This is a genomic window from Shinella sp. WSC3-e, from assembly GCF_945994535.1.
In the GTDB taxonomy this organism is placed as follows: domain Bacteria; phylum Pseudomonadota; class Alphaproteobacteria; order Rhizobiales; family Rhizobiaceae; genus Shinella; species Shinella yambaruensis.
Window position 1 is genome coordinate 45,312 of sequence record NZ_OZ000534.1, and the last position, 21,842, is coordinate 67,153.

Sequence of the window (21,842 nt, forward strand, 5' to 3'; positions counted from 1 at the left end):
GTTCTCCTCAACCGGCTTTACGCCGCGCGGCCGCCGGGCTGTGCGCCTTCGACGCAGCGGCGCGCGCCGCCGGCTTGCGACCGGCGCCCTTGTAGGCATTGGCAGCGGAACGCTTCGGCGTGTCGTCACCGGCTTTGAGCATTTTGGCGCTTTCGCGCAGCGCGGCCAGCAGATCGTCGGGTTTGGAAACCTTGACTTCCTTGCGCTTCGGCGAAGCTTTGCCCTCGATCTTCGCTTTTACCAGTTCGGAGACCGCCTCTTCATAGCGATCGTCAAACGCGGCCGGGTCGAAGGTGCCTTTCTTGGTGGCGATGATGTGCTTAGCGAGGTCAAGCATTTCGCCCTTGATGCGCAGCTTCGGTATCTCGTCGAAGGCTTTCTCCGACGATCGGACCTCGTAATCGTATTGCAGGGTCGTGGCGATCAGGCCCTTGCCATGCGTGCGGATCAGGACAGTGCGCATGCGCCGGAACAGGACCGTGCGGGCGACCGCCGCGACCTCGGATTTCTCCATGGCGTCGCGCAGCGCAGTGAAGGCGTCGGAGGAAACGCGGTCGGTCGGCACCAAGTAGTAGGGCTTGTCGAAATAGACGTCATCGACATTCGAGCAGGGAATGAAGGCTTCGATGGTCAGTGTCTTGTTGCTGTCGGGAATGGTCGCGGCGACCTCTTCCGGATCGATCATGATGTACTGGCCATTCTCGATCTCGAAACCCTTGGTCTGGTTCTCGCGCTCGACCTCCTTGCCGGTGTCGCTGTCGACGAAGATACGGTCGACGCGATTGCCGGTCTTTTTGTTGATCGTATGGAACGAGATGCGCTCGGAGGTGCTGGCGGCGGTATAAAGCCCGACGCCGCAGCTCACCTCTCCGAATTTGATGAAGCCTTTCCACTGAGCACGCTGGGCCATCTCGAAACTCCCGACTCGACGCAACCAAAGCGAGTCAAGCGAATCACTTGCGAATTTGTTCCGATTCGAAAATGAATCGGAAATCAACAACTTAGCGGCCGCTCGCTTCCCTCATTGCGAGTCTGCAATATGTCCTTGATTCACTGCATCTTTCTTGCCGTTCCGTGCGTTCTTCCTGGACCACAACCGGAAAGGAATATTGTGATGACCAAGCGTGAGACCATCGATACCGGAACCGACAAGCGCTATGTCCGCCGTGACGAGAAGGGTCAGTTCAAGGAAAGCGTCGATGTCGGCCGCTCCCTCTCCGCCGATCGCCGCCACAAGGCGAAAACCGAGGCCAAGCCCGGTGAAGGCGATCGCGGCGACCGGCATACAAAGCACTGAGAGCCGGCTATCCTGAGCACGGTGATACCATGGACGAGGAACGCGAGATCGGCCCTGAGGCCGAAGAGGACGCCGAGCATGCCGCCGTCGCGTTCCCGTTCGACCGGATGACGGTGCAGCGGTTTCGCAAGACGTTCCCGCGCGCTTGCTGGAGCGATAGACACAAGGCGTGGATCGTCCCTGGCAAGACGGCCCGCCGACGCATCGATCGCTGGATGGCGAGAGAGCAATCCCGCCTCGACCCCTATGCCGAAGCGAAGGGGAGGGACGCCTATGCCTTCGAACCAATCCTCAGCCCCTATCTCAGCGTCGACAGGGACGGGTTTCGCGTCAGGACGCCCTATTCGCGCAAACTCGTCGAGGAAATCCGGCAGGTTCCCTTCACCCGCTGGGACGGCGCCGAAAAGGTGTGGCGCGTGCCCTTTGCCTCCTATGACGATCTTGTCGATCACTGGCAGGCCATTGAAGCGGAGGCGCAGCGCTGCGAACCAGAGGAAAGGCGCAAGCGCGCCGAAGCGCGCAAGGGCACCGATGAAGAAAGGCTAGCCCGCCGTCGCACAGCCGAGCGAAAGCGGAGACGCATCCCGCTTCCGGCCGAGGATCTGCCGCCACTGGATCGTCCGGTCGCGACCGCGCTCTATGGTCTCATCGTCGTGGACGAGGTTACCGGTGAGCTGGTCGATCCAGGCGGGATCAGCGATCTCTATCCGGACTTTTACGATGATTGCGTCTGGGGAACCTGGCGCGTTCCCTCTCTGGAAGACCTTGTGCACACCTGGCCGTCGAAGGTCGAACCGGCAGACTACGAGCGTCAACGGGGCTGGTGGCTCCCCACCATCGAGGAACTGCGCGAGGCGCGGCGGACAGCACGGTCACGCGAGAGACGCATGGTTGCGCAGCCGTTCGCCTAATCCGCATCCGCTGGCGGGTCGATCTCGATCATGACGGGGGCGTGATCGCTGGTGTGCTCCCAGCTTCGCGGAGCCCGCCGGACGCCAGCCGACCTCAACCACGGTGCGACGGTCGGGCTGAGCAGGAAATGGTCAATCCGCAGCCCTGCATTGCGTTCAAAGGAATTCCGCCAATATTTCCAGAAGGTGTAGATGCGCTCATCGGGGTGGAGATGGCGGACGGCGTCGGTCCACCCTTGCGCGACGAGATTGGCATAGGCCTCGCGAACCTCCGGGCGAAACAGCGCATCGTCGCGCCAGCGCTCCGGCGCATAGACATCGAGATCCGTCTGCATGACATTGTAGTCGCCGACCAGCAGGGCTGGGATGCCGAGGTCGATCAGCTCGGCGGCATAGGCATGCAGGCGCTGGAACCAGCGCAGCTTGTAGTCGAATTTCGGGCCGGGCGCGGGATTGCCGTTCGGGAGATAGAGGCAGCCGATAAGGATCCCGTTGACGGCTGCTTCGATATAGCGGCTGTGCGTATCGTCGGGATCGCCCGGCAGTCCGCGGCGCGTCAAAACCGGAAGCGTGCCCTTGGCGAGTATCGCTACACCGTTCCAGCTTTTCTGGCCGTGCCATACGCCCTCGTAACCGAGATTCTGCAGCTCGCGCCGCGGAAATTTCTCGTCCGTTGCCTTGAGTTCCTGAAGGCAGACCACGTCCGGCGCGTCCTCCTTCAGCCATCGGAGCAGCACCGGCAGCCGGCCATTCACGCCGTTGACGTTGTAGGTGGCAATCTTCACGCAGTCTCCTCGCGACGGTCGATGATCGTTCCGGGAAACAGGTGGTGGAAATTAAAAGTTCCGCTCGCGGCGATCGCCGAGGCGGGTCCTTAGGAATCGCGTTGACCATAGTGCTCGCGGGCGATCGATGCCAGGAGCGGACGGTCAAGGTCCGGCCGATAGGTCCCGCCTGGATATGCGTCGAGCAGATATCGCGCGAACGCCTTTCTCGCCTCGGGATCTCGGCTGAACCACGGTTGCGAAATGATGTCGTCGTAAACGTCCTTCATTGTCGAAAGCTCGTCCGGTGCAAAGATGCCGTTGCCCATTTCCCACCCCCAAATCACAGTTCGTCTGGGAACAAGCTGCCGTGCGACGGGTTTGCAGCCACGTTTACCATTGAGCAAGCCGGGGACCGCGACGGATGAGTTCATGCCGCCCTGCGTCGGCGCCTCTCGTGCCGAACGACCGCCGGGATATCATACCGTGAAATACGAAGATGGCATGCAGATTCTGTACGACGTCCTCAGCAAGGGCGTGTTCATCCAGTTCCGCGGCAAATCCGACTTCCTCAAAGGCCCTTTCCAAACCAGCGGGAAGCAGTACGCGCTGCGGAGGACTATTGCAGAAAGCTCGGATGGGGCGAGTCCCGCACGCAATAATGGCCCCGAGGGAAAAGGGACGAAGCATTTCCCGTCTATTGCCGAAAGGCAGAACGCCCTTGCTTGAGGTGGCGCTCGTTATCAGCGCGGCGAGACATCGGTCTCGCGACGGCCCGGGCATTCGCCAAGAATGGCGCGTCCGTTGTGCCGGCCGATCTGGACGGCGATCTTGCCGTGCGTGAAGCTCATCGAATCGTCAGCGACGGCGGAGTGCTGTCGACGTTGCCTGCGATCTCGCCTATGACGCCCAGGTGGCGGTCTCGCAATCTGGCCGAAAGTGGTTGAAGCGAACCAGCGCGCAATTCTCTCGACCTCCATGATGGGCGTGTGCGCGGTCGCAATCAGCGCAAAGGCGAAGTTGTCCATCTCGCGTGCAGAAGGTTCATGGATCTTTCTGCCGATCTCGCCAGCGTGGGCACCTTCAATAGCGAATTTCCGCTCCCGCACGGCCGCAGCCATCAGGCACGGGGTAGCGCCGGCCGATCCGTGGGAGATGCCGCCGAGAGGTTTTAGGGGCCGCGATTTTACGTCGGCCTGCGGGCACTTCATCCAACTGAAGATGAAGACACGTGATTTTCAATAATTCGCAGCATGCGGCCTTGAAATTGAACTAGGCCCTCCTTAGTCTTCTCATTAGATTCCTCTCACGGGAGACAACCATGCCCCTCCTCATCGCCGAAGTACCCGAGCAGAGCCTGAAGGGCGCATTGAAAGCCCTGGCCCCCTTCGTGCCACCAGAGAACCTGAAGCTCTTCAGTGCATTAGCGCCGCCAGAAGATGAGAGTGATGACGAGCTGACGCAGCTTGCGCAAAAGGTGGTTGAGGCCGTTCGCCCCAAGCCCACTCAGCCTCTTCGCAAAGAGGCGCTTCGAAAGCTTCTCGGCGGGCATGACACCTTCACCAACCAGGGCGGTGAGGCCGATCCTGTCCTGAGAAATGCCATGGGAGCGATTTCCAAGGCACTACGAACCGTTTTCGCACACGATCAGGCCGTTCGCCGCCTAGCAATTCCGAAAAAGACGCAATTTCCCGACGGCACGTACCGCGGGACCGTCTATAGTGTCACGCCGCTTGGCGCGCGCGTCCGCGATCTGCTGAAGGCCGAGAAGGCAATTTGAGAGATGGACGAAGCCGCACGGACCGCGCTGAGGAGCCAGATCACCCAAGAGGGTTATATTCTGATCCCCGAACATCGTCCGGGCGCCGACATCGTTGAGATCGCCAACCAGCTCGGTACACCGCTGACCCCGTGGGAAGGCGGTCTTGTGCAGACGCTCACCCCTCGCGAAGACGCTGCTCCGAACACGTACAGCGGAAATTTTGGTTTGGGGCGCTTCCCTTTTCATACCGACCTCGCCCACTGGCGCTGGCCGCCGCGATATCTGCTGCTGAGGTGTTTGACTGGCTATCGGGACGTCCCCACATCGCTCATCGACGGGCGCTCGCTCATCGACGCAATATCTCGCGATGTGCTCGCGCGCGCCATCTTCAGGCCCAGGCGGCCACGTGACGGATCGGTCGCCCTCTTTCGTCTTTTCGAACCTGCAGCGCAAGGCGCCGACCTCCTACGGTGGGATGAGATCTTTCTCCGGCCGGCAAGCCGAGTTGGCGAGATCGCAAATGCGGAGATCCGCGAATGGCTCGCCACGAGCGCGCCGTCGTCGATTGCGCTGATTCGCACCGGCGACACTCTGATAATCGACAACTGGCGCATGCTGCATGCTCGTTCGCCGATTCCGCCGGGACGAGAGGACCGTTCTATTCAACGAGTATATTTGGGAGGGCTAAATTGAAGAAGACCATAGAGCCGGGTGAGACGCCGCCAACTTTCAACCCGGAGGCGCTCTACACCAAGGCGGTACTCTACATTCAGAACATGGCGGGCAATGACAGCGATACGTGGGAATACGCTCTTTGGTCGAGCCTTGCCCTGGAGTTCCTAGCTCGCGCTGCCCTTGCAAATGTAAGTCCGGCGTTGTTGGCCGAAACCGATAAGAACGGATCAAACCTATGTTTTGCGCTCGGCTTTACACCTTTCGAGGAGAAATTCTCCCCTAGATCCATCGCAATCAGCGACGTGTTCAAGCGCCTATCGGGGATACTGGCGGAGTTCACCAAGGAGCATGAGAGTTTCGGGGTGGTGCATACCGGCAGGCGCAACGCCGAACTTCATACCGGCGAGTTGGCGTTTGAAGGCGTTAAGGGATCGACCTGGCAGCCAAGATTCTATCAGACCTGCGAAATCCTTCTGACGTCGATGGGTATCCCGCTTGAGGAATTCGTCGGCAAAGACGAAGCGGAGGTTGCGAAGAAGCTGATCGACGCGGCCGCCGACGAAAGCGCGAAAGCCGTGAAGGGGGACGTCGAGGCGCACAAGAAGGTCTGGAATGCCAAGTCCGATGACGAGCGCACGACATTGCAAGCGCAGGCGGCCGTATGGGCCACTCGTCAAAACGGCCACCGCGTCGACTGCCCGTCATGTGCATCGACGGCGCTTGTCGCTGGCGAGCCGGTTTCTGCTCCGACGCAGAAGCTCGATAGCGACGAAATCATCGAAACCCAGGAATATCTCCCGACAAACTTCGAATGCGTCGCTTGCAGTTTAAAGATCGCCGGCCTTTCCAAGCTCGCCGTCGTCGGCCTCAGCGATCGCTACAGGAAAACGCGGACCTACGATGCGGCAGAATATTACGCTCCTGCTGACGATTGGTCGAACTACGAGGACGACAATAACGAACGCTGATGCTTCAGCATCGAGACAATCTTTGCCTCGGTGCGACCATGTTCATGAGATAGGCACCGCCGAGAAGGCGGTGCCGGCCCGCGCCTTCTGAACGGTGGTCGATGTGCAGCCGTCACGCGCTCATTTCCCTAGCCTACCTGCTCAACCGTCAATGCCCCCGGCGGTAGAGGCTTTATAAGATCGGCTGCCGACACCGAGGGATCAAGCCAATTCACCCAATCGCCGCGGTCGAGCACAACTATCTGCCGGTCGTGATAAGGAGCGATGTCCGGCCCCGGTTCCATCGTCAGCATGGTGAACGCCTCGCCGACGTCCTCGGTCTCGCGCCAGATGCCGGCAATGGCAAAGACGGGCTCGCCGGTCTTGCGGAACAGCCACTTGTCCTTCCGCTTCTTCTTCGGGTCGGCCGGGGTGGTGAACTCGTAGAAGCCGTCGGCGACAATGAGACACCGGTTGGAGGTGAACTCGCGGCCTTCGGAGCGAAAGTTGTAGACCGGTTTTTTCGTCGGGCTCGGCCAGCTCCACCGGCGCTGAACCAGTTCCCCGGCTCCGCGCTCGCCTTCGACGCCTCGGACGATCGGCGCGGCATCGGTGATCTTGATGTCCTCGCGCGCCTCGATGTTGGGCCTTCCCTCGGGAAACCGGATCTTGATCTTGCGATGCTCGAACTGTTCGATGACAGAGGCGAGTTCGATCATCAATCGATAATCATTGCACATGGTACCTCCAGCGGTACGTCGGTCGCTTTGGCGATAATCTAGCGCGGGTGCCACAGATTTCGATGCGCGCGACGAAGACGGCCCGAGCCTAGATTGCGAGTTGAAGCTGATCGGCGCGTTCGCTTCTGACGTCGTCGGTGAATGCCGACAGGGTGATGCCGAGAAGTCGGATACCCTTCGCCGCCGGGAACAGCGGCGCAAGGAGAGCGTCGACCGCCGCGACGATCCCCTCTGTCGTTTCGAACGGAGCGGCCTCGGTCCGGCTTCGAGTAATGATCTGAAAATCGGTGTACTTCACCTTCGGCGTGACCGTCCTTCCGCGAAGGCTCTTGTTGTGACAATGCCGCCAGACCTTGTCGACAAGCGGCAAAATCTCCCCGCGCGCTGCATCCAGATCGAAGATATCCCCGATGAAGGTATCTTCCGCGCCGACGGATTTTCGCTCCCGATCCGGCCGAACCGGCCGATCATCGATGCCGCGAGAAATGTTGTAATACCAAGTGCCGGATTTCCCGAAATGCTGCTGCAAGAAGGCAAGCGACTTCGCTCTGAGATCCGCCCCAGTCAGGATGCCAAGGCGCTCCATTTTGGTGGCAGTCGCTGGCCCGATGCCGTGAAATTTCTTGACGGCAAGCCGCGCGACGAAGGCCGGCCCGTGCTTCGGAGTGATGACCGCTTGGCCGTTGGGCTTGTTGAGGTCCGAGGCCATTTTGGCGAGAAACTTGCAGTAGGAGATCCCGGCCGAGGCATTGAGACCGGTAACCTCCTTGATGCGCGCCCGAATTCTCGTGGCGATCTCGGTGGCAATCGGAACGCCCTGCTTGTTGTGGGTGACGTCAAGATAGGCTTCGTCGAGCGATAGAGGCTCAATCAGGTCGGTATATTCGGCAAAAATCGCATGAATCTGCGCGGAGACCGAACGATAGACGTCAAAGCGCGCCGGCACAAAGATCAGGTCGGGGCAGAGGCGCTTCGCCGTCAGTGAAGGAAGTGCGGAGCGCACGCCGAAGGGGCGGGCCTCATAGCTCGCCGTCAGGACGACACCGCGCGCCGACGGGCTGCCGACGGCAACAGGTTTGCCGCGCAACTCCGGATGATCGCGTTGTTCAACCGACGCATAATAGGAGTCCATGTCCACATGGATGATACGCCGGACCCGCTCCTCGCGATCCGGCTCCTCGTCCTTAATCTCTGTCGACGTAACGGGCTGCATGACTCATTTCCACATCGATCGCATCCGCGCACCGACATCGACGCGGATCTGCTTTGCGCTGCGTTCGCTGGCTGCGGCCGAGACCTTCGGCCAACTCGTGGTCTCGAAATACTGCAACAGCGTGGCCGGCACGAAGCGGGTGCGAGAGGCATAGACATGCCGGTCGCCCTGAGCGTTCTGGCCATGCGTGAAGAAGCGTTGCGGCGTAACTAAGGTAAGGTTGTCGCGCGCGCGCGTCATGCCGACATAGAGGAGCCGACGCTCCTCTTCGAGTTCCGCGGTCGTGCCGGTGCCAAGGTCGGACGGGATGCAGCCGTCGACGACGTTGAGCAGATAGACGGAACGCCATTCCTGGCCCTTGGCGCTATGGATCGTCGAGAGGATCAGATAGTCCTCGTCGAGCAGCGGCACGCCAGCCTGGTCGCTAGTCGCGTCGGGCGGATCGAGGGTCAACTCTGTGAGGAAACGCTCGCGGCTCGCATAGCCACTGGCGATTTGTTCAAGCTGGATGAGATCGTCCTTGCGGGTATCGGCATCCTCATGGATTCGCTCGAGATGCGGCTCATACCACATTCGCACGGTCCCGATCTCTGCCGGCCAGCCTGCCTCTGCCTTGCGCAGGGCAGAGACCAATGTGACAAAGGCTGGCCAATCGTCGTCCGTCTTGGCCGGTGGCGGAATCTCCGCGAGCGATTGCAACGGCTCGGGATCGGCCGCGATCGTGTCGAGGATTTTCCCGGCGGTTTGCGGTCCGATACCGGGCAGCAGTTTAAGCACCCGGAAGCCGGAAACCTGATCGCGCGGGTTTTGCGCAAACCTCATAACGCCCAGCAAATCCTTGACGTGGGCTGCGTCCAAGAACTTCAAGCCGCCGAATTTGACGAAGGGGATGTTTCGCCGGGTGAGCTCGATTTCCAGTGCGCTGCTGTGGCTCGAGGTCCGAAACAGCACGGCCTGCTGCTTGAGGGAGATGCCGATCTCACGGTTGGCGAGCACCTGCTCGACGATATAGGCGGCCTGATCGACCTCATCCTTGACGGTGACAAGCATCGGTCGCTGTTCCGACGCGCGGTCGGTCCATAGGTTCTTCGTGTACCTCTCACGGGCCAATTCGATGACGGCATTGGCGGCGGCCAGGATCGGCTGCGTCGAACGATAGTTGCGGTCGAGCGTGATGACGTCGGCAGGCTTCGGTGAGAATTCCTGCGGAAAATCCAGGATGTTGCGGATGGTTGCCGCGCGAAAGGAATAGATGGACTGCGCATCGTCGCCGACGACGGTCAACCCGCGGCCGCCGGGCGCCAGCGACATAAGGATCGAGGCCTGCAGGCGATTGGTGTCCTGGTATTCGTCGACGAGGATGTGGTCGAAGCGCTTGCCGACATCCTCGGCAAGCTCCGGTTCGGAAACCATCTGCGCCCAGTAGAGCAGCAGATCGTCGTAATCCAGGACATTCTGCGCCTGTTTGGCCTCGGTATAGGCCGCGAAGAGCTGCTTCAGCTCGTCTTCCCATTCGAGCACCCAGGGATAGAAGGATTTCAGGATCTCCCTGATTGAGACTTGCGAATTGACCACCCGCGAATAGATCGCGATGCACGTCCCTTTCGTGGGGAACCGGCTCTGCTTGGCGGAAAAACCCAGCTCATGCCGGACAAGGTTCATCAGGTCCGCGCTGTCCTCACGGTCGTGGACGGTGAAGTCGACGCTGAGGCCGATCTGTTCGGCATACATGCGCAAGAGCCGCGCGCCGATCCCATGAAACGTCCCGGCCCAGGCAAGCGCATCGGTCATGACGGCGGCGTTGTCGCCGAGCACCTGCCGGCAAATACGCTGCACGCGGCGCGCCATCTCTGACGCCGCCCGCCGCGAAAAGGTCATCAACAGGATGCGACGCGGATCGGCGCCGTTGACGATGAGGTGGGCGACGCGATGAGCCAGCGTGTTAGTCTTGCCGCTTCCAGCGCCGGCGATGATCAGGAGCGGCCCGCCGATCTGTCCATCCGGCAGGCCGACGCCATGCTCGACCGCCTCACGCTGTCGGTCGTTCAGTTTTTCAAGATGCGCCGCCGCCATTTGTCCCCAGCTGCCTTAAGAAAATTTTCCTGCACCTCCGCTCCGTGGATATCTCCTTGATGCAGCTAAGGGATTCGTTTCAACGACTTAGCCGAGGTGCGATTTCCGGATCGGAGGCCCGATTGACTCAGTTGGGCAATCGGAACAAATAATGAACATATCAGCTTAGAGAACCGCTGGAAACCCTGAAGGAGCAACAATTCAACCGTGGCCAACCATGCCCTCAACCCTGTCCTGGCGGAGCTTCGCGAGCGCATCGGCCAGCTAGAAGGCGTCCCGCAGCGCGCAAGGCAGGTCCTGCCTTTTGGCGTTGCGGAGGTCGACCGGGCCTTGCCGGGCGGAGGGCTTGCCTTTGGCGCGCTGCACGAGGTTGCCGGCGGCGGGGGAGGAACGGTTGACGGGGCTGCGGCCGCGCTCTTCGTGGCGGGGATCGCTGCGCGGTCGCGCGGCAAGGTACTCTGGTGCATGACGCGCCCGGACCTGTTTTTCCCCGCGGTTGCCCAGGCCGGGCTGCATCCGGACCGCGTCGTCTTCTGTGAAAGCGATCGCGAGGAGGAGGTGCTGTCCGCCATGGAAGAGGGGCTGTCTTTCGGCGGGCTTGCCGCGGTCGTCGGCGAGCTCGTTCGTCTGCCGATGAACGCCTCGCGACGCCTGCAACTGGCAGCGGAAAAAACGGGCGCCATGGGCATCGTGCTCCGGCGCTGGCGACGACAGAACGAGGCCTCGGACTATGGGCAGCCGACAGCATCGACGACGCGGTGGCGCATCAGCACGCTGCCATCGCAACGATTGCCGGTCGCGGGCGTGGGGAGGGCCCGCTGGCTGGCAGAACTCATGCGCGTCAAGGCGGGCGAATGCGCCGAATTTGAAATTGGAGCCCCCGATGCCAAGGGTCGTATCTGTCTACTTCCCACAGCTCTCGACCGAGCGGATCAGACGGCACGCTGGCGAAGCCTTGCCGGCTGACAAGCCGCTCGTCGTTGTCGCAAGGCGCGGCTCAAAGCGCTGGATTTCGGCCGCCGACCCTGCCGCATTGAAGCTCGGTCTTCGGATAGGAATGCCCGCCAGCAAGGCGCAAGCCATGGTCGCGGATCTCCTGATGGTCGACGCCGCACCGGCCGAGGATGCGGCGGCGCTGGAGCGCCTGGCGCTTTGGGCTCTCCGGCAATACAGCCCGGTCGTTGCCGTCGATGGCGCCGATGGGCTGGTCATTGATACCGAGGGTGCCGATCATCTGCGTGGTGGCGAGCCGCTTCTGATCTCCGGTCTCGTCAATCTGCTGCGCGGCCGGGGGCTGACGGCACGGGCTGCCGTTGCCGACACCTGGGGCGCCGCGCACGCGCTCGCCCGGCTCCTGACGGCGGAAACGACGGTGGTGCCGGTGGACAATGTGACGAAGGCGGTCATCGATCTACCGATTGTCGCGCTGCGGCTCCCGGCGGAGACCGTCCAAGGCATGCGTGTGCTCGGCATCGATACGGTCGGCCAGCTCTCGGCCATGCCGCGCGCACCATTGACGCTACGCTTCGGCCCGGAGCCGGCGCGTCGGCTCGACCAAATGTTCGGGCGGCTAGCCGAACCGATCGAGCCGATCCGCACGCCCGAGCTTGTCGAGGTCGCGAAGAATTTCGCGGAGCCCATCGGCGCGCCGGAAACCATCGCCAAATATGTCCGTCGGCTGGTCGGCCAGCTCTCGGCCTGGCTCGCCGAGGACGGCCTCGGCGCACGGCGCTGCGATCTCTTCATCCATCGCGTCGACAACACAAGGCAGCATCTGCGCGCTGGCCTCGCCAAACCGGTCCGTGACCCGGCGCGGCTCTCAAAACTGTTGTGCGACCGGATCGAGACGATCGACCCCGGTTTCGGTATCGAGAAGATGGTTCTGGTCGCCGTCTTCGCCGAGCCGCTGGAAGAGCGGCAGGCCGCCTCCCCGCTCATCGAGGAGGAAGTTGCCGATATCACGCCGCTGGTCGACATCCTCGGCAATCGTGGCCACCGGCTGTTCCGGGTCGCGCCCGTCGCCTCAGATGTGCCGGAGCGCTCGGTCCGGCGCATCGCCGCGACCGCGCCGGATATAGGCGAGGCCTGGGCGGTGAAATGGCCGCGGCCGACGCGGCTTTTCGCCAATCCCGAACGCGTCGAGGTCATCGCGCTCCTCCCGGACCAGCCGCCGGCGGTATTTACCTGGCGCGGCAAGCGCCGAAAGGTCCTGCGCGCCGATGGCCCGGAGCGGATCTTTGGAGAGTGGTGGCGGAGACCACGCGAGTTTCAGGCGGTCAGGGACTATTTCGTGGTCGAGGACGAGCTTGGTGAGCGCTACTGGGTCTATCGCGCCGGCGACGGCATCGATCCGGAAACCGGTTCGCACCTGTGGTTCGTGCATGGGGTGTTCGGATGACGCGCTACGCCGAACTTCAGGTCACGACGCATTTCAGCTTCTTGCGAGGCGCGTCCAGCGCCGATGAATTGTTCGCCACCGCTGCCGCGCTCGGCATCGACGCGCTCGGTGTCGTCGACCGCAACAGCCTCGCCGGCATCGTGCGGGCCTGGGAAGCCGCCAAGACCACCGGCGTCCGACTGGTCGTCGGTTGCCGCTTGGATCTCACCGACGGCATGTCGCTCCTCGTCTATCCCATGGACCGACCGGCCTATTCGGGACTGACGCGGTTGCTGTCTCTCGGCAAAAGCCGCGGCGGCAAGGGAAACTGCCTGATCGATTTTGCCGATCTCGCCGAACACGCAGCGGGCATGATCGGGGTGCTGGTGCCGGACGAAGCAGACGAGGCCTGCGCCGTCCAGCTTCGCAAGATGGCTGAGTTGTTCGGCGATCGCGCCTATGTGAGCCTCTGCCTGCGCCGTCGGCCGCTCGACCGTCTGCGTTTGCACGGCATCTCCGCCATGGCCACGCGCTTCAAGGTCCGCACTGTGGTCACCAACGACGTGCTGTTTCACGAACCGAGCCGGCGCCAGCTCCAGGATGTCGTGACTTGTATCCGCACCCGCACCACCATCGACGATGTCGGCTTCGACCGAGAGCGTCATGCCGATCGCTTTCTCAAGGCGCCTGAGGAAATGCACCGCCTATTTGGCGACTATCCGGAAGCGCTCGCCCGCGGCCGCGAGATTGTCGAACGCTGCAAGTTCGATTTGCACGAGCTGCAATATCAATACCCGGAAGAGGCGATCGTGCCCGGCCTCGATGCGCAGCAATCTCTAGTCAAGTTCACCTGGGAAGGCGCTGCCAACCGTTATCCAGAGGGCGTGCCGGAAAAAGTGTGGAAATCCCTGCAGGATGAACTCGAACTGATCCGCGTGATGAACTATGCGCCATATTTTCTCACCGTCTATTCGATCGTGCGTTTTGCGCGCTCGAAAGGGATCCTTTGCCAGGGCAGGGGCTCGGCGGCCAATTCCGCCGTCTGCTATTGCCTCGGCGTCACCTCTATCGACCCCGATACCAACGACTTGCTCTTCGAGCGCTTCGTCAGCCAAGAAAGGGACGAACCGCCGGACATCGACGTGGATTTCGAGCACGAGAGGCGCGAGGAAGTCATCCAGTGGATTTATGAGACCTATGGCCGACGTCGGGCCGCTCTCTGTGCCACCGTCACCCGCTACCGCGCCAAGGGTGCGCTTCGCGACGTCGGCAAGGCCCTCGGGCTACCAGAGGACATGATCGCGCAGCTCTCGTCCGGCGTCTGGGGCTGGTCGGAAGGTGTCACTGAACGGCAGATTCGAGAAAACAATCTCAACGCCGCCGACTATCGCCTGAAGCTGACCCTGGAATTGGCGCAGCAGCTGATGGGCGCACCGCGCCATCTCGGCCAGCATCCGGGTGGTTTTGTCCTGACCCAAGATCGCCTTGACGATCTCGTGCCGATCGAGCCTGCGCGCATGGACGACCGCCAGGTCATCGAATGGGACAAGGACGACATTGAGGCGCTGAAGTTCATGAAGGTCGACGTGCTGGCGCTCGGCATGCTGACCTGCATGGCCAAGGCTTTTGCCCTGATGCGGGACCACAAGGGTGAGGAGCGCGACCTCGCTTCGATCCCGGCCGAAGATCCCCGGACCTACGCGATGATCCGCAGGGCCGATACGCTCGGCACTTTCCAGATCGAAAGCCGGGCGCAGATGTCCATGCTGCCGCGCTTGAAGCCGCGCACGTTTTACGATCTCGTCATCCACGTAGCGATTGTTCGGCCTGGGCCGATCCAGGGCGACATGGTCCATCCCTATCTCAGGCGCCGTGAGGGTAAGGAGCCGGTCGAATACCCGACGCCGGAGCTGGAGGCGGTGCTGTCGAAGACGCTCGGCATCCCATTGTTTCAGGAGTCGGCGATGAAGGTCGCGATGGTCTGCGCCGGATTTTCGGGTGGGGAGGCGGACCAGTTGAGGAAATCGATGGCCACCTTCAAATTCTCCGGCGGTGTCTCCAAATTCAAAACCAAGTTGGTCGCCGGCATGGTGAAGAATGGCTACACGACCGAATTTGCCGAGCAGACATTCTCGCAGTTGGAAGGGTTCGGCTCCTACGGCTTCCCGGAAAGCCATGCTGCCAGCTTCGCATTGATCGCCTATGCGTCGAGCTGGGTGAAATGCCATCACCCGGACGCCTTTTGCGCGGCGCTCCTGAACTCGCAGCCCATGGGTTTTTACGCGCCAGCCCAGATCGTTTCGGACGCGAGGGCGCATGGCGTAGAGATCAGGCCCGTCTGCGTCAACGCTTCTCGTTGGGACTGCACCCTCGAGGAGATCGACGGAAGCCGCCTCTGCGTCGTTCGCCTGGGCATGCGGATGGTGAAAGGGCTTTCGACCGCGGACGCCGCCCGGATCGTAGCGGCGCGCGCCGACGAACCCTTCGAATCTGCCGATGACCTGTGGCGGCGATCCGGTGTGCCGACGGCTGCCCTCGTCAAGCTTGCCGAAGCTGATGCCTTCTTGCCGTCGTTGCAGCTCCAGCGCCGTGGCGCTCTATGGGCAATTAAAGCCTTGCGCGATGAGCCGCTTGAGCTTTGGGCCGCAGCCGCCGAGCGCGAGGCGCGCCAGGTCGCTGAAGTGCAGGAGCCCTCGGTAGCTTTGCCCTCGATGAGGGCTGGACACGAGGTCGTCGAGGACTATTCCCATACCGGCCTTACCCTCCGGCAGCACCCGGTCGCCTTCCTCCGAAAAGACCTTCGCGAGAAGCGGATGGTCACATGCGCCGAGGCCATGGCCGCCCGAGACGGCCGGTGGCTGATGACCGGCGGGCTCGTGCTTGTGCGTCAGCGACCGGGTTCCGCCAAAGGCGTGATGTTCATGACGATCGAGGATGAGACTGGCATCGTCAACGCGGTCGTCTGGCCGACGCTATTCGAGCGCCAGCGCCGGCTTGTGCTTTCAGCCTCAATGCTGGCGATCAACGGCAAGATCCAGCGCGAAGGCGATGTCGTTCATCTCGTTGCGCAGCGGCTGTTCGATCTATCCGATGATCTCGGGCGGCTGGGCGAACGGGACGAGCAGTTTCCCTTGCCACATGGCCGCGGTGATGAGTTTGCGCGCGGCAACGGCGCGCCGGACCCGCGCGAGCGGCCGAAGGCGGCGGCGCCGGCGAGGGACATCTACATACAAGACTTCTTGATTGATCGGTTGAAGGTCAAGAGCCGGAATTTTCATTAGCCGACGGAGAGAAGGTCATCCGCAAAGGGTTCAGCAAAACGGACCTCTACCCGTAATGCCCTCCAAGGTCGGTGAAGGTGAAAGATCCGGTCGGGAGCCCTCGCGCGGGGTAAAGTGAAACATTCGCCCATAAGGTGCGGCAAACTCCATCAAACCACGGTCTCAAGGATTTCATACTCCGCAATGAAGGCACCGGGACCACTGTTTAATAGCAGCAAGAGGTTGGACTGAGAGATGGGCACGGTCACCACCTTTTCGATCTTCGTGGCCGCCCATTCCATCTCCGGATCCGCAGCGATATCGTCGCGCATGGCGAGCACTGCACGTCTTGCTTCTTCACGATCGGCGAAAAAAATCTCCCTCAGCCCGGTCGGCTGCCAGCGTTCCGCGAGCGGAACTGCTGCATCGGAATAGGTGTAGAAGGTGTAGGTGAGCCCTTCAGTCAACGGTTTCTCCCTGAAGCAGTTTCGGCGGTGCGCCCCCGCCATCCAATGCTCATTGACCCCGTGATCGGGGAGTTGGAAACCGTGTGAAACGGCCCTGAGCTTTTAGTTCGGAGAACCTGGACATAGCTTCAGGCTCCCCGACCAAAAGGCCAAGGAGTGTGATGCTGTATCGGCCAGCATCAACCGTTCACAGGGGTTTCCACGCCCCAAAGCGGCGCGTACCGCTTCGCCGCAGACGATATGTCATCCCGTTGAATTTGTCCTGAAATTTCTTCATTCGTCCGCGCAACGCGCCACTTTCCAAACCGGCCCGATGGCGCAGGCGGCCGGAAATGGGAAAGGCGCGTCGGCGAAGGGAGAGGGAGAGAGGGGCGGAACGGCGGTGGCGGGTTGAGAGGCTGGAGAGAGGTTCCGGCTGCCCGCCATGGAGCCGCCCCATGCATCATCACCTGAACGTCGATCCTGCAGGCCATCGAACCGATTCTTTCACACCATCTTCAGTATCGATTACTCGTACCTTTCCATCGGTCTCCATCGTCCCGCCCATCGTGGACCTTCTCAAACAGGACGCGGCCGTCGCCATCGGTGTTTCGGGCGGCAAGGACAGCCAGGCCGCAGCCATGGCGACCTTCGAGTGTCTCGATCGCATCGGACATTCCGGCCCGCGCCTGCTGATCCATGCCGACCTCGGTTCTGTAGAATGGTCGGACTCGCTCCCCACCTGCGAGCGCCTGTCCGATCGCCTCGGCGCCGAACTCATTGTCGTCCGGCGCAAGCAAGGTGGGCTGATGGATCGCTGGGAAAGCCGCTGGCGATCCAACGTCGCGCGCTACGAAAATCTCAGCACCGTGACGCTCGTGCCATGCTGGAGCACGCCGGCGATGAGATTCTGCACGTCCGAGATGAAGACCTCGAAAATCCACGGGGAACTTAAACGCCGGTTCTCCAGACTGCCGATCGTCAGCGTGACCGGCGTCCGGCGCGAGGAAAGCCCGCAACGCGCCCGCGCCGAGATCTTCGATCACAAGCCGGGCGAGCGAATATGGATCTGGCGGCCGATACTCGAGTGGTCCGAGGCGGAGGTTTTTTCGTCGCTCGATTTCTGGGGCATCGAACCCCATCCCGCCTATCGCCGGTTCGGACTCACGCGTGTCTCCTGCCGCTTCTGCATCATGTCGAGCCTTCCCGATCTGGTGGCCGCGGCGGCGCAGCCGGAAGCTCACGATCTCTATCGTCAGATGGTTGGCCTGGAATGCCGCAGCACGTTTGCCTTTCAGAGCAGCCGGTGGTTAGGCGATATCGCTCCCCAGCTCCTTCAGCCGAGGATGCGGGATCGCCTGGCCATGGCCAAGGACCGAGCAGACCGTCGCCGTGAGGCGGAACGCCGGCTGACGAAGCCGATGCTTTATGTGAAAGGCTGGCCGACCCGGATGCTGTCCGACGGCGAGGCCGATCTTCTTGCGGAGGTGCGCTCGGAGGTCAGCGCGATGCTGGGATTTCGTGCCTGCTACCGTGATCGGGCATCGATCCATGCGCGCTATGCCGAGCTGCTTGAACTGCACGCCAGGAGGAGGGTTGCATGACCTACACGTCACCCTCCCGCCGCCTGCTCATCCTGTCCTGCTCGATGACCAAGCACGACGGCCCGCAATACATGCCGGCGCGCGACCGATACGATGGGCCGCTCTGGCGCACGCTGCGTCATGTCGATCCCGACGAGCAGAAGGCACAGGTAGCCTTCCTGTCGGCCGAGTACGGTTTTCGTGAGGCCAGGACCACCATCGAAAACTACGACCGGCGGATGACGCCGGAGATCGCGGCCGCGATGAAGGCCGGGGGCCTCGGCACGCGATGGCCGCGGCCGAAAACCCAGCGGCGCGCGATGCCTTCGGGCGAGCATCCGGGCATGCACATTGCCTCGATGACGGAGCGCGGCCGGAAACCGTTCGTCGAGGTCTGCCTGGTCGGTGGCGCTCTCTATCTCGACGTCATGCAGCACTTCGTTGACCTGTTCCAGGAGGATGGCTTTGTCACAGGGAGCGCGCCGGTCACGGAAATCTGCGCGCCGATCGGCATCATGCGCCAGCAGATGAGGATCTGGCTGAACGGTTCCTCGCGCGACGCCGTCGGCGACGCGGGCGCCGGCGCGGGTGCTGGCGGCAGGCGGTGAGGGCGGCGGTCCGGGAAAGAGGGAGAGGGGGGAAGGGGCGTTCGTGGCGGATTGAGGTGGCTGGAGAGAGGCTCTGGCCGGTCCGCCGCGGAGAAATGACATGGCACAGGCCATTCAGAAAATCGCGCTCAATGTCGGGCGTGATATCCCCTTCAACAAGCTTATTCTCAGCCAGCAGAACGTGCGCAAGACCAAGGCCGGCGTCTCGATCGAGGAACTTGCCGACGATATTGCGCGCCGCGGGCTGCTGACCAGCATCAACGTGCGCCCGGAGCTCGATGCCGAGGGCAGGGAGACCGGTATCTACCGCATCCCTGCCGGCGGCCGCCGCTATCGTGCCCTGAAGCTGCTGGTCGACCGGAAGCAGCTCGCCAAGACGACCGGCGTCCCCTGCATCGTCAGTGAAGGCGAGACCCTCGAGGCCGAAGACTCGCTTGCCGAAAACGTCAAGCGCGCCGATCTTCATCCGCTGGACGAATTTCGCGCGATGATGGTCTTGCGCGAGCAGGGGCTCGACGAGGAGGAAATCGCCGCCCGCTTCCACATCTCGGTCGCGACGGTGAAGCAGCGTCTCCGCCTGGCCTCGGTGTCGCCCCGCCTGCTAGAACTCTACGGCGATGACCAGATGAAGCTGGGGCAGGTCATGGCGTTCTCGATCACCAAGGATCATGCCCGGCAGGAGCAGGTCTGGGAGACGATTTCGCGCACGCAAAGCACCGATCCCTACTATATCCGCCGGCTGCTGACCGAAACGGCGATCCGGGCGAGCGACCGCCGTGCGGTCTATGTCGGCATCGAAGCCTATGAGGCCGCCGGCGGCATCGTCATGCGGGATCTCTTCGAGCAGGACAACGGCGGATGGCTCCAGGATCCGGCGTTGCTCGAACAGCTCGTGCTGGAGAAGCTGACGGCAGACGCGGAGGCGCTGAAGACCGACGAGGGCTGGAAGTGGGTCGATTCCGCCATCGACTTCCATTTCGGCCACGCTTCCGGCCTTCGCCGCTTTTACGGCAAGCAGGCGGAGCTCACCGAGGAGGAGCTGGCGCTTCATGATGCCCTGACGGCAGAATTCGACAAGCTCAACGCGGAATACGAAGCTGCCGACGACTATTCGGAGGAGACGGAAGCGGACCTCGACGATCTCGACGCTCAGCTGACGGCGCTGAACGAGCGACCCTTTGTCCTCGATCCCGAGGATGTTGCTCGCGGCGGCGCCTTCATCTCGCTAGCCGGCAACGGCGAACTCAGGATCGAGCGCGGCTTCGTCCGCCCGGAAGACGAGCCTGTCGCCGGTGCGGAAGATGGCGATGGCGTCGAGCAGAACGGTAACGATGGCGACGACGCCACCGCCGCGGAAGGTGGTGGTGGTGTGCCGATTAACGGCAAGCCCGTTGGTGTCGAGGAGCCGGATGAAGACGACGGCAAGATCCGGCCGCTCGCAGAACGCCTCATCGAGGACCTCACCGCGGCCCGCACGCTTGCGCTCAGGAACGCGCTCGCCAACGAGCCGACGGTGGCCTTCATCGCCGTGCTGCACCTTCTCGTGCTGAAGACCTTCTATCACTACGGCACGTCGTCTTGCCTGGAAATCACGGTGCAGCATACGGTGTCGACCAAGACGCCCGGCCTTGCCGACACGGTTTGGGCTAAGGAGATCGAACAGCGCCAGGAAAACTGGGGTCACGATCTTCCCGGTGAAGCCGATGCGGTCTGGGCCTACCTGATCGCGCTCGATCACGATAGCCAGATGGCGTTGTTTGCGCATTGCGCTTCGATGTCGCTGAACGCCACGATCCAGCAATGGAACCGGCGGACCAGGGAAAACCAGCATGCCGTGCAGCTGGCCCAGACGATCGGGTTCGGCATGGTCGGTGCGGGCTGGACGCCGACGGTCGACAACTATCTCGGCCGCGTGACCAAGGCCCACATCCTGCAGGCCGTTCGCGAAGCAAAGGGCAATCAGTCGGCGCAGCTGATCGATCATCTGAAGAAGCAGGACATGGCGCGCGAAGCGGCCCGGCTGCTCGACGGTAGCGGGTGGCTTCCCGAAGTGCTGCGCTATCCTGCCGATGAAGTCTCGGATGAAGGCGGAAATTCGGAGGCAGATGAAATGGTGATCGTCAACGAAGGCGATACCGAAGCCGTCGAAGTCACGCTGCCGGCGTTCCTGACCGAGGACGTCGAGGGCGAGCAGACGGCCTCCGATCCCGATGAGGACGAGGGCGGGCATCTCGAAGCCGCGGAATAGACCCTTCCGGAACGAACCATCAATCCAAGGCCCGGCCGCCGCGCCGGGCCTCTCTGTTTCTCGATATGGAGACGAACATGTCGTTCATGACCATCTACGAACGCGCGCCAATCGGCGCCCTGATTGCCTGGACCGACGGTACGCGGTGTCCGCCAAAACGCACCTCCACCCTGCACTCTGAGTGGCTATTCCACAACAATCGCGGCCGCTTGGTCAAAACGCAGGGCGAGCGCGGCAGCGGAGATCCGGGACTGTGCCCAGCAATAACCATCCTGAAAGGCGATTTCTACACCTTCCAAATCGACTATCCGCTTCGGTTCACGATCGTTGAACGGCCGCCGATTGGCTCCGTTCGGGTCTTCGACCGACCGGGTCACGACGCTGAGCTTGTCTATCTCGCACGCAGCCGCGTCGAGGCAGAGCATTGGGCCATGGTCGAGGGAGATCGCTATCCCGATCCCGTCTTCGAGGAAGTGACCGCAGACGAGGTCGCGGCCGCCTTGGTGGAAGGGAGGATGGCGTAATGGTGAACCGTACTCGTCGCGCCGTGATCGTTGCTGACAACGCCCGTCAGAATTTTCTGCCCACCCTTTTCGGTCGTTCGCACCTGATCGTCGCGGAGACTGCTGTCTATGCCTGGATGGAGAGGCTTAGCCCGCTCGATTATCGTGGGGGTTCCTGGGATTTCTTTGAGCACCAGGGCAAACCGCTTTTCCTCGCGCCGAAATCCAAGACGCGGTTCCGGATTACCGGTGATGTCACATGCTTCCAGGGCGAGGTCTCCGCCGAGGCCGCCGGCATTATCGCGACGATGTTCGCCTTCTCCCACCTGTCATTCAAGTTCGAGACCGAACGACTCGTAGAAGGCTATGAGCGCCTCTACGCCTATTCGGCGGATCACCTTGAGGCCTCGGAGATTTTCCAGGCGATCGACTAAG

Annotated in this window: 22 protein-coding genes; 14 read left to right on the top strand and 8 right to left on the bottom strand. The window is 62.0% G+C overall.

Annotated features, from left to right (window positions below):
- Positions 1 to 7 precede the first annotated feature (7 nt).
- A complete protein-coding gene (gene ku, locus AABF56_RS30775) occupies positions 8 to 910 on the bottom strand; it encodes a non-homologous end joining protein Ku (RefSeq protein WP_272809177.1) in 903 nt (300 codons plus the stop codon).
- A 204-nt stretch (positions 911 to 1,114) separates the two neighbouring features.
- Here ku and AABF56_RS30780 point away from each other — a divergent pair, with 204 nt between their 5' ends.
- Both AABF56_RS30780 and AABF56_RS30785 read left to right on the top strand, forming a co-directional pair.
- The gene (locus tag AABF56_RS30780; RefSeq protein WP_272809093.1) at positions 1,115 to 1,297 is read left to right on the top strand and encodes a hypothetical protein; all 183 of its coding nucleotides are present in this window, start codon (positions 1,115 to 1,117) and stop codon (positions 1,295 to 1,297) included.
- A 29-nt stretch (positions 1,298 to 1,326) separates the two neighbouring features.
- The gene (locus tag AABF56_RS30785; protein WP_272809094.1) at positions 1,327 to 2,208 is read left to right on the top strand and encodes a hypothetical protein; all 882 of its coding nucleotides are present in this window, start codon (positions 1,327 to 1,329) and stop codon (positions 2,206 to 2,208) included.
- Here the strand turns inward: AABF56_RS30785 and xth are convergent.
- The gene (gene xth, locus AABF56_RS30790) at positions 2,205 to 2,993 is read right to left on the bottom strand and encodes an exodeoxyribonuclease III (protein WP_272809095.1); all 789 of its coding nucleotides are present in this window, start codon (positions 2,991 to 2,993) and stop codon (positions 2,205 to 2,207) included. The two genes, AABF56_RS30785 and xth, sit on opposite strands and share 4 nt — an antisense overlap.
- An 89-nt stretch (positions 2,994 to 3,082) precedes the next feature.
- Positions 3,083 to 3,406 (bottom strand): hypothetical protein, encoded by a 324-nt coding sequence (locus tag AABF56_RS30795; protein WP_338341943.1) that lies wholly within the window; start codon positions 3,404 to 3,406, stop codon positions 3,083 to 3,085.
- A gap of 52 nt (positions 3,407 to 3,458) precedes the next feature.
- Between AABF56_RS30795 and AABF56_RS30800 the strand changes: the two genes are divergently transcribed.
- Positions 3,459 to 3,701 (top strand): hypothetical protein, encoded by a 243-nt coding sequence (locus AABF56_RS30800; RefSeq protein ID WP_272809097.1) that lies wholly within the window; start codon positions 3,459 to 3,461, stop codon positions 3,699 to 3,701.
- Between the two features lie 14 nt (positions 3,702 to 3,715).
- On the opposite strand, the gene AABF56_RS30805 is transcribed toward AABF56_RS30800, so the two are convergent.
- A complete protein-coding gene (locus AABF56_RS30805; protein ID WP_272809098.1) occupies positions 3,716 to 4,093 on the bottom strand; it encodes a hypothetical protein in 378 nt (125 codons plus the stop codon).
- Between the two features lie 200 nt (positions 4,094 to 4,293).
- Here AABF56_RS30805 and AABF56_RS30810 point away from each other — a divergent pair, with 200 nt between their 5' ends.
- The 3 genes from AABF56_RS30810 to AABF56_RS30820 are packed head-to-tail and all read left to right on the top strand — an operon-like array spanning position 4,294 to position 6,377.
- Positions 4,294 to 4,752 (top strand): hypothetical protein, encoded by a 459-nt coding sequence (locus AABF56_RS30810; RefSeq protein WP_272809099.1) that lies wholly within the window; start codon positions 4,294 to 4,296, stop codon positions 4,750 to 4,752.
- Positions 4,753 to 4,755: 3 nt separating this feature from the next.
- Complete coding sequence (locus AABF56_RS30815; RefSeq protein WP_272809100.1) at positions 4,756 to 5,427, top strand: TauD/TfdA family dioxygenase; 672 nt, start codon at positions 4,756 to 4,758, stop codon at positions 5,425 to 5,427.
- Positions 5,424 to 6,377: a hypothetical protein gene (locus AABF56_RS30820; RefSeq protein WP_272809101.1), complete on the top strand. Its 954-nt coding sequence runs from the start codon at positions 5,424 to 5,426 to the stop codon at positions 6,375 to 6,377. Before AABF56_RS30815 ends, AABF56_RS30820 begins: the two co-directional genes overlap by 4 nt.
- A 128-nt stretch (positions 6,378 to 6,505) precedes the next feature.
- Here AABF56_RS30820 and AABF56_RS30825 read toward each other — a convergent pair whose 3' ends face one another.
- The 3 genes from AABF56_RS30825 to AABF56_RS30835 form a co-directional block, all read right to left on the bottom strand.
- Positions 6,506 to 7,096 (bottom strand): SOS response-associated peptidase, encoded by a 591-nt coding sequence (locus AABF56_RS30825; protein ID WP_272809102.1) that lies wholly within the window; start codon positions 7,094 to 7,096, stop codon positions 6,506 to 6,508.
- A gap of 88 nt (positions 7,097 to 7,184) precedes the next feature.
- Positions 7,185 to 8,309, bottom strand: a complete 1,125-nt coding sequence (gene dinB / locus AABF56_RS30830) for a DNA polymerase IV (RefSeq protein ID WP_272809103.1) — start codon at positions 8,307 to 8,309, stop codon at positions 7,185 to 7,187.
- A gap of 3 nt (positions 8,310 to 8,312) precedes the next feature.
- Positions 8,313 to 10,382, bottom strand: a complete 2,070-nt coding sequence (locus AABF56_RS30835) for an ATP-dependent helicase (RefSeq protein WP_272809104.1) — start codon at positions 10,380 to 10,382, stop codon at positions 8,313 to 8,315.
- A gap of 207 nt (positions 10,383 to 10,589) precedes the next feature.
- Between AABF56_RS30835 and AABF56_RS30840 the strand changes: the two genes are divergently transcribed.
- From AABF56_RS30840 to AABF56_RS30850, 3 genes are read left to right on the top strand one after another with little or no spacing between them, the layout of a single operon-like run.
- Positions 10,590 to 11,348 (top strand): ImuA family protein, encoded by a 759-nt coding sequence (locus tag AABF56_RS30840; RefSeq protein ID WP_272809105.1) that lies wholly within the window; start codon positions 10,590 to 10,592, stop codon positions 11,346 to 11,348.
- Positions 11,266 to 12,780 (top strand): Y-family DNA polymerase, encoded by a 1,515-nt coding sequence (locus AABF56_RS30845; RefSeq protein ID WP_272809106.1) that lies wholly within the window; start codon positions 11,266 to 11,268, stop codon positions 12,778 to 12,780. Before AABF56_RS30840 ends, AABF56_RS30845 begins: the two co-directional genes overlap by 83 nt.
- A complete protein-coding gene (locus tag AABF56_RS30850; RefSeq protein ID WP_272809107.1) occupies positions 12,777 to 16,040 on the top strand; it encodes an error-prone DNA polymerase in 3,264 nt (1,087 codons plus the stop codon). Before AABF56_RS30845 ends, AABF56_RS30850 begins: the two co-directional genes overlap by 4 nt.
- A gap of 149 nt (positions 16,041 to 16,189) precedes the next feature.
- Here AABF56_RS30850 and AABF56_RS30855 read toward each other — a convergent pair whose 3' ends face one another.
- On the bottom strand, positions 16,190 to 16,486 hold the full coding sequence (locus tag AABF56_RS30855) for a hypothetical protein (protein WP_272809108.1): 297 nt from the start codon (positions 16,484 to 16,486) through the stop codon (positions 16,190 to 16,192).
- Between the two features lie 437 nt (positions 16,487 to 16,923).
- On the opposite strand from AABF56_RS30855, the gene AABF56_RS30860 reads away from it, so the two are divergent.
- From AABF56_RS30860 to AABF56_RS30880, 5 genes are all read left to right on the top strand, one after another.
- Entirely contained in the window at positions 16,924 to 18,069 is a 1,146-nt protein-coding gene (locus tag AABF56_RS30860; RefSeq protein ID WP_272809109.1) for a phosphoadenosine phosphosulfate reductase domain-containing protein, read from the top strand.
- Positions 18,066 to 18,656 carry a hypothetical protein gene (locus AABF56_RS30865; RefSeq protein WP_272809110.1) on the top strand — a complete coding sequence of 197 codons (591 nt, stop codon included), beginning with the start codon at positions 18,066 to 18,068 and terminating at the stop codon, positions 18,654 to 18,656. Before AABF56_RS30860 ends, AABF56_RS30865 begins: the two co-directional genes overlap by 4 nt.
- A 100-nt stretch (positions 18,657 to 18,756) precedes the next feature.
- A complete protein-coding gene (locus AABF56_RS30870; RefSeq protein ID WP_272809111.1) occupies positions 18,757 to 20,904 on the top strand; it encodes a ParB/RepB/Spo0J family partition protein in 2,148 nt (715 codons plus the stop codon).
- Between the two features lie 77 nt (positions 20,905 to 20,981).
- Positions 20,982 to 21,428 carry a hypothetical protein gene (locus tag AABF56_RS30875; protein WP_272809112.1) on the top strand — a complete coding sequence of 149 codons (447 nt, stop codon included), beginning with the start codon at positions 20,982 to 20,984 and terminating at the stop codon, positions 21,426 to 21,428.
- Positions 21,428 to 21,841 carry an antirestriction protein gene (locus AABF56_RS30880; RefSeq protein WP_272809113.1) on the top strand — a complete coding sequence of 138 codons (414 nt, stop codon included), beginning with the start codon at positions 21,428 to 21,430 and terminating at the stop codon, positions 21,839 to 21,841. The genes AABF56_RS30875 and AABF56_RS30880 overlap by 1 nt, the downstream gene beginning before the upstream one ends.
- Position 21,842 lies beyond the last annotated feature (1 nt).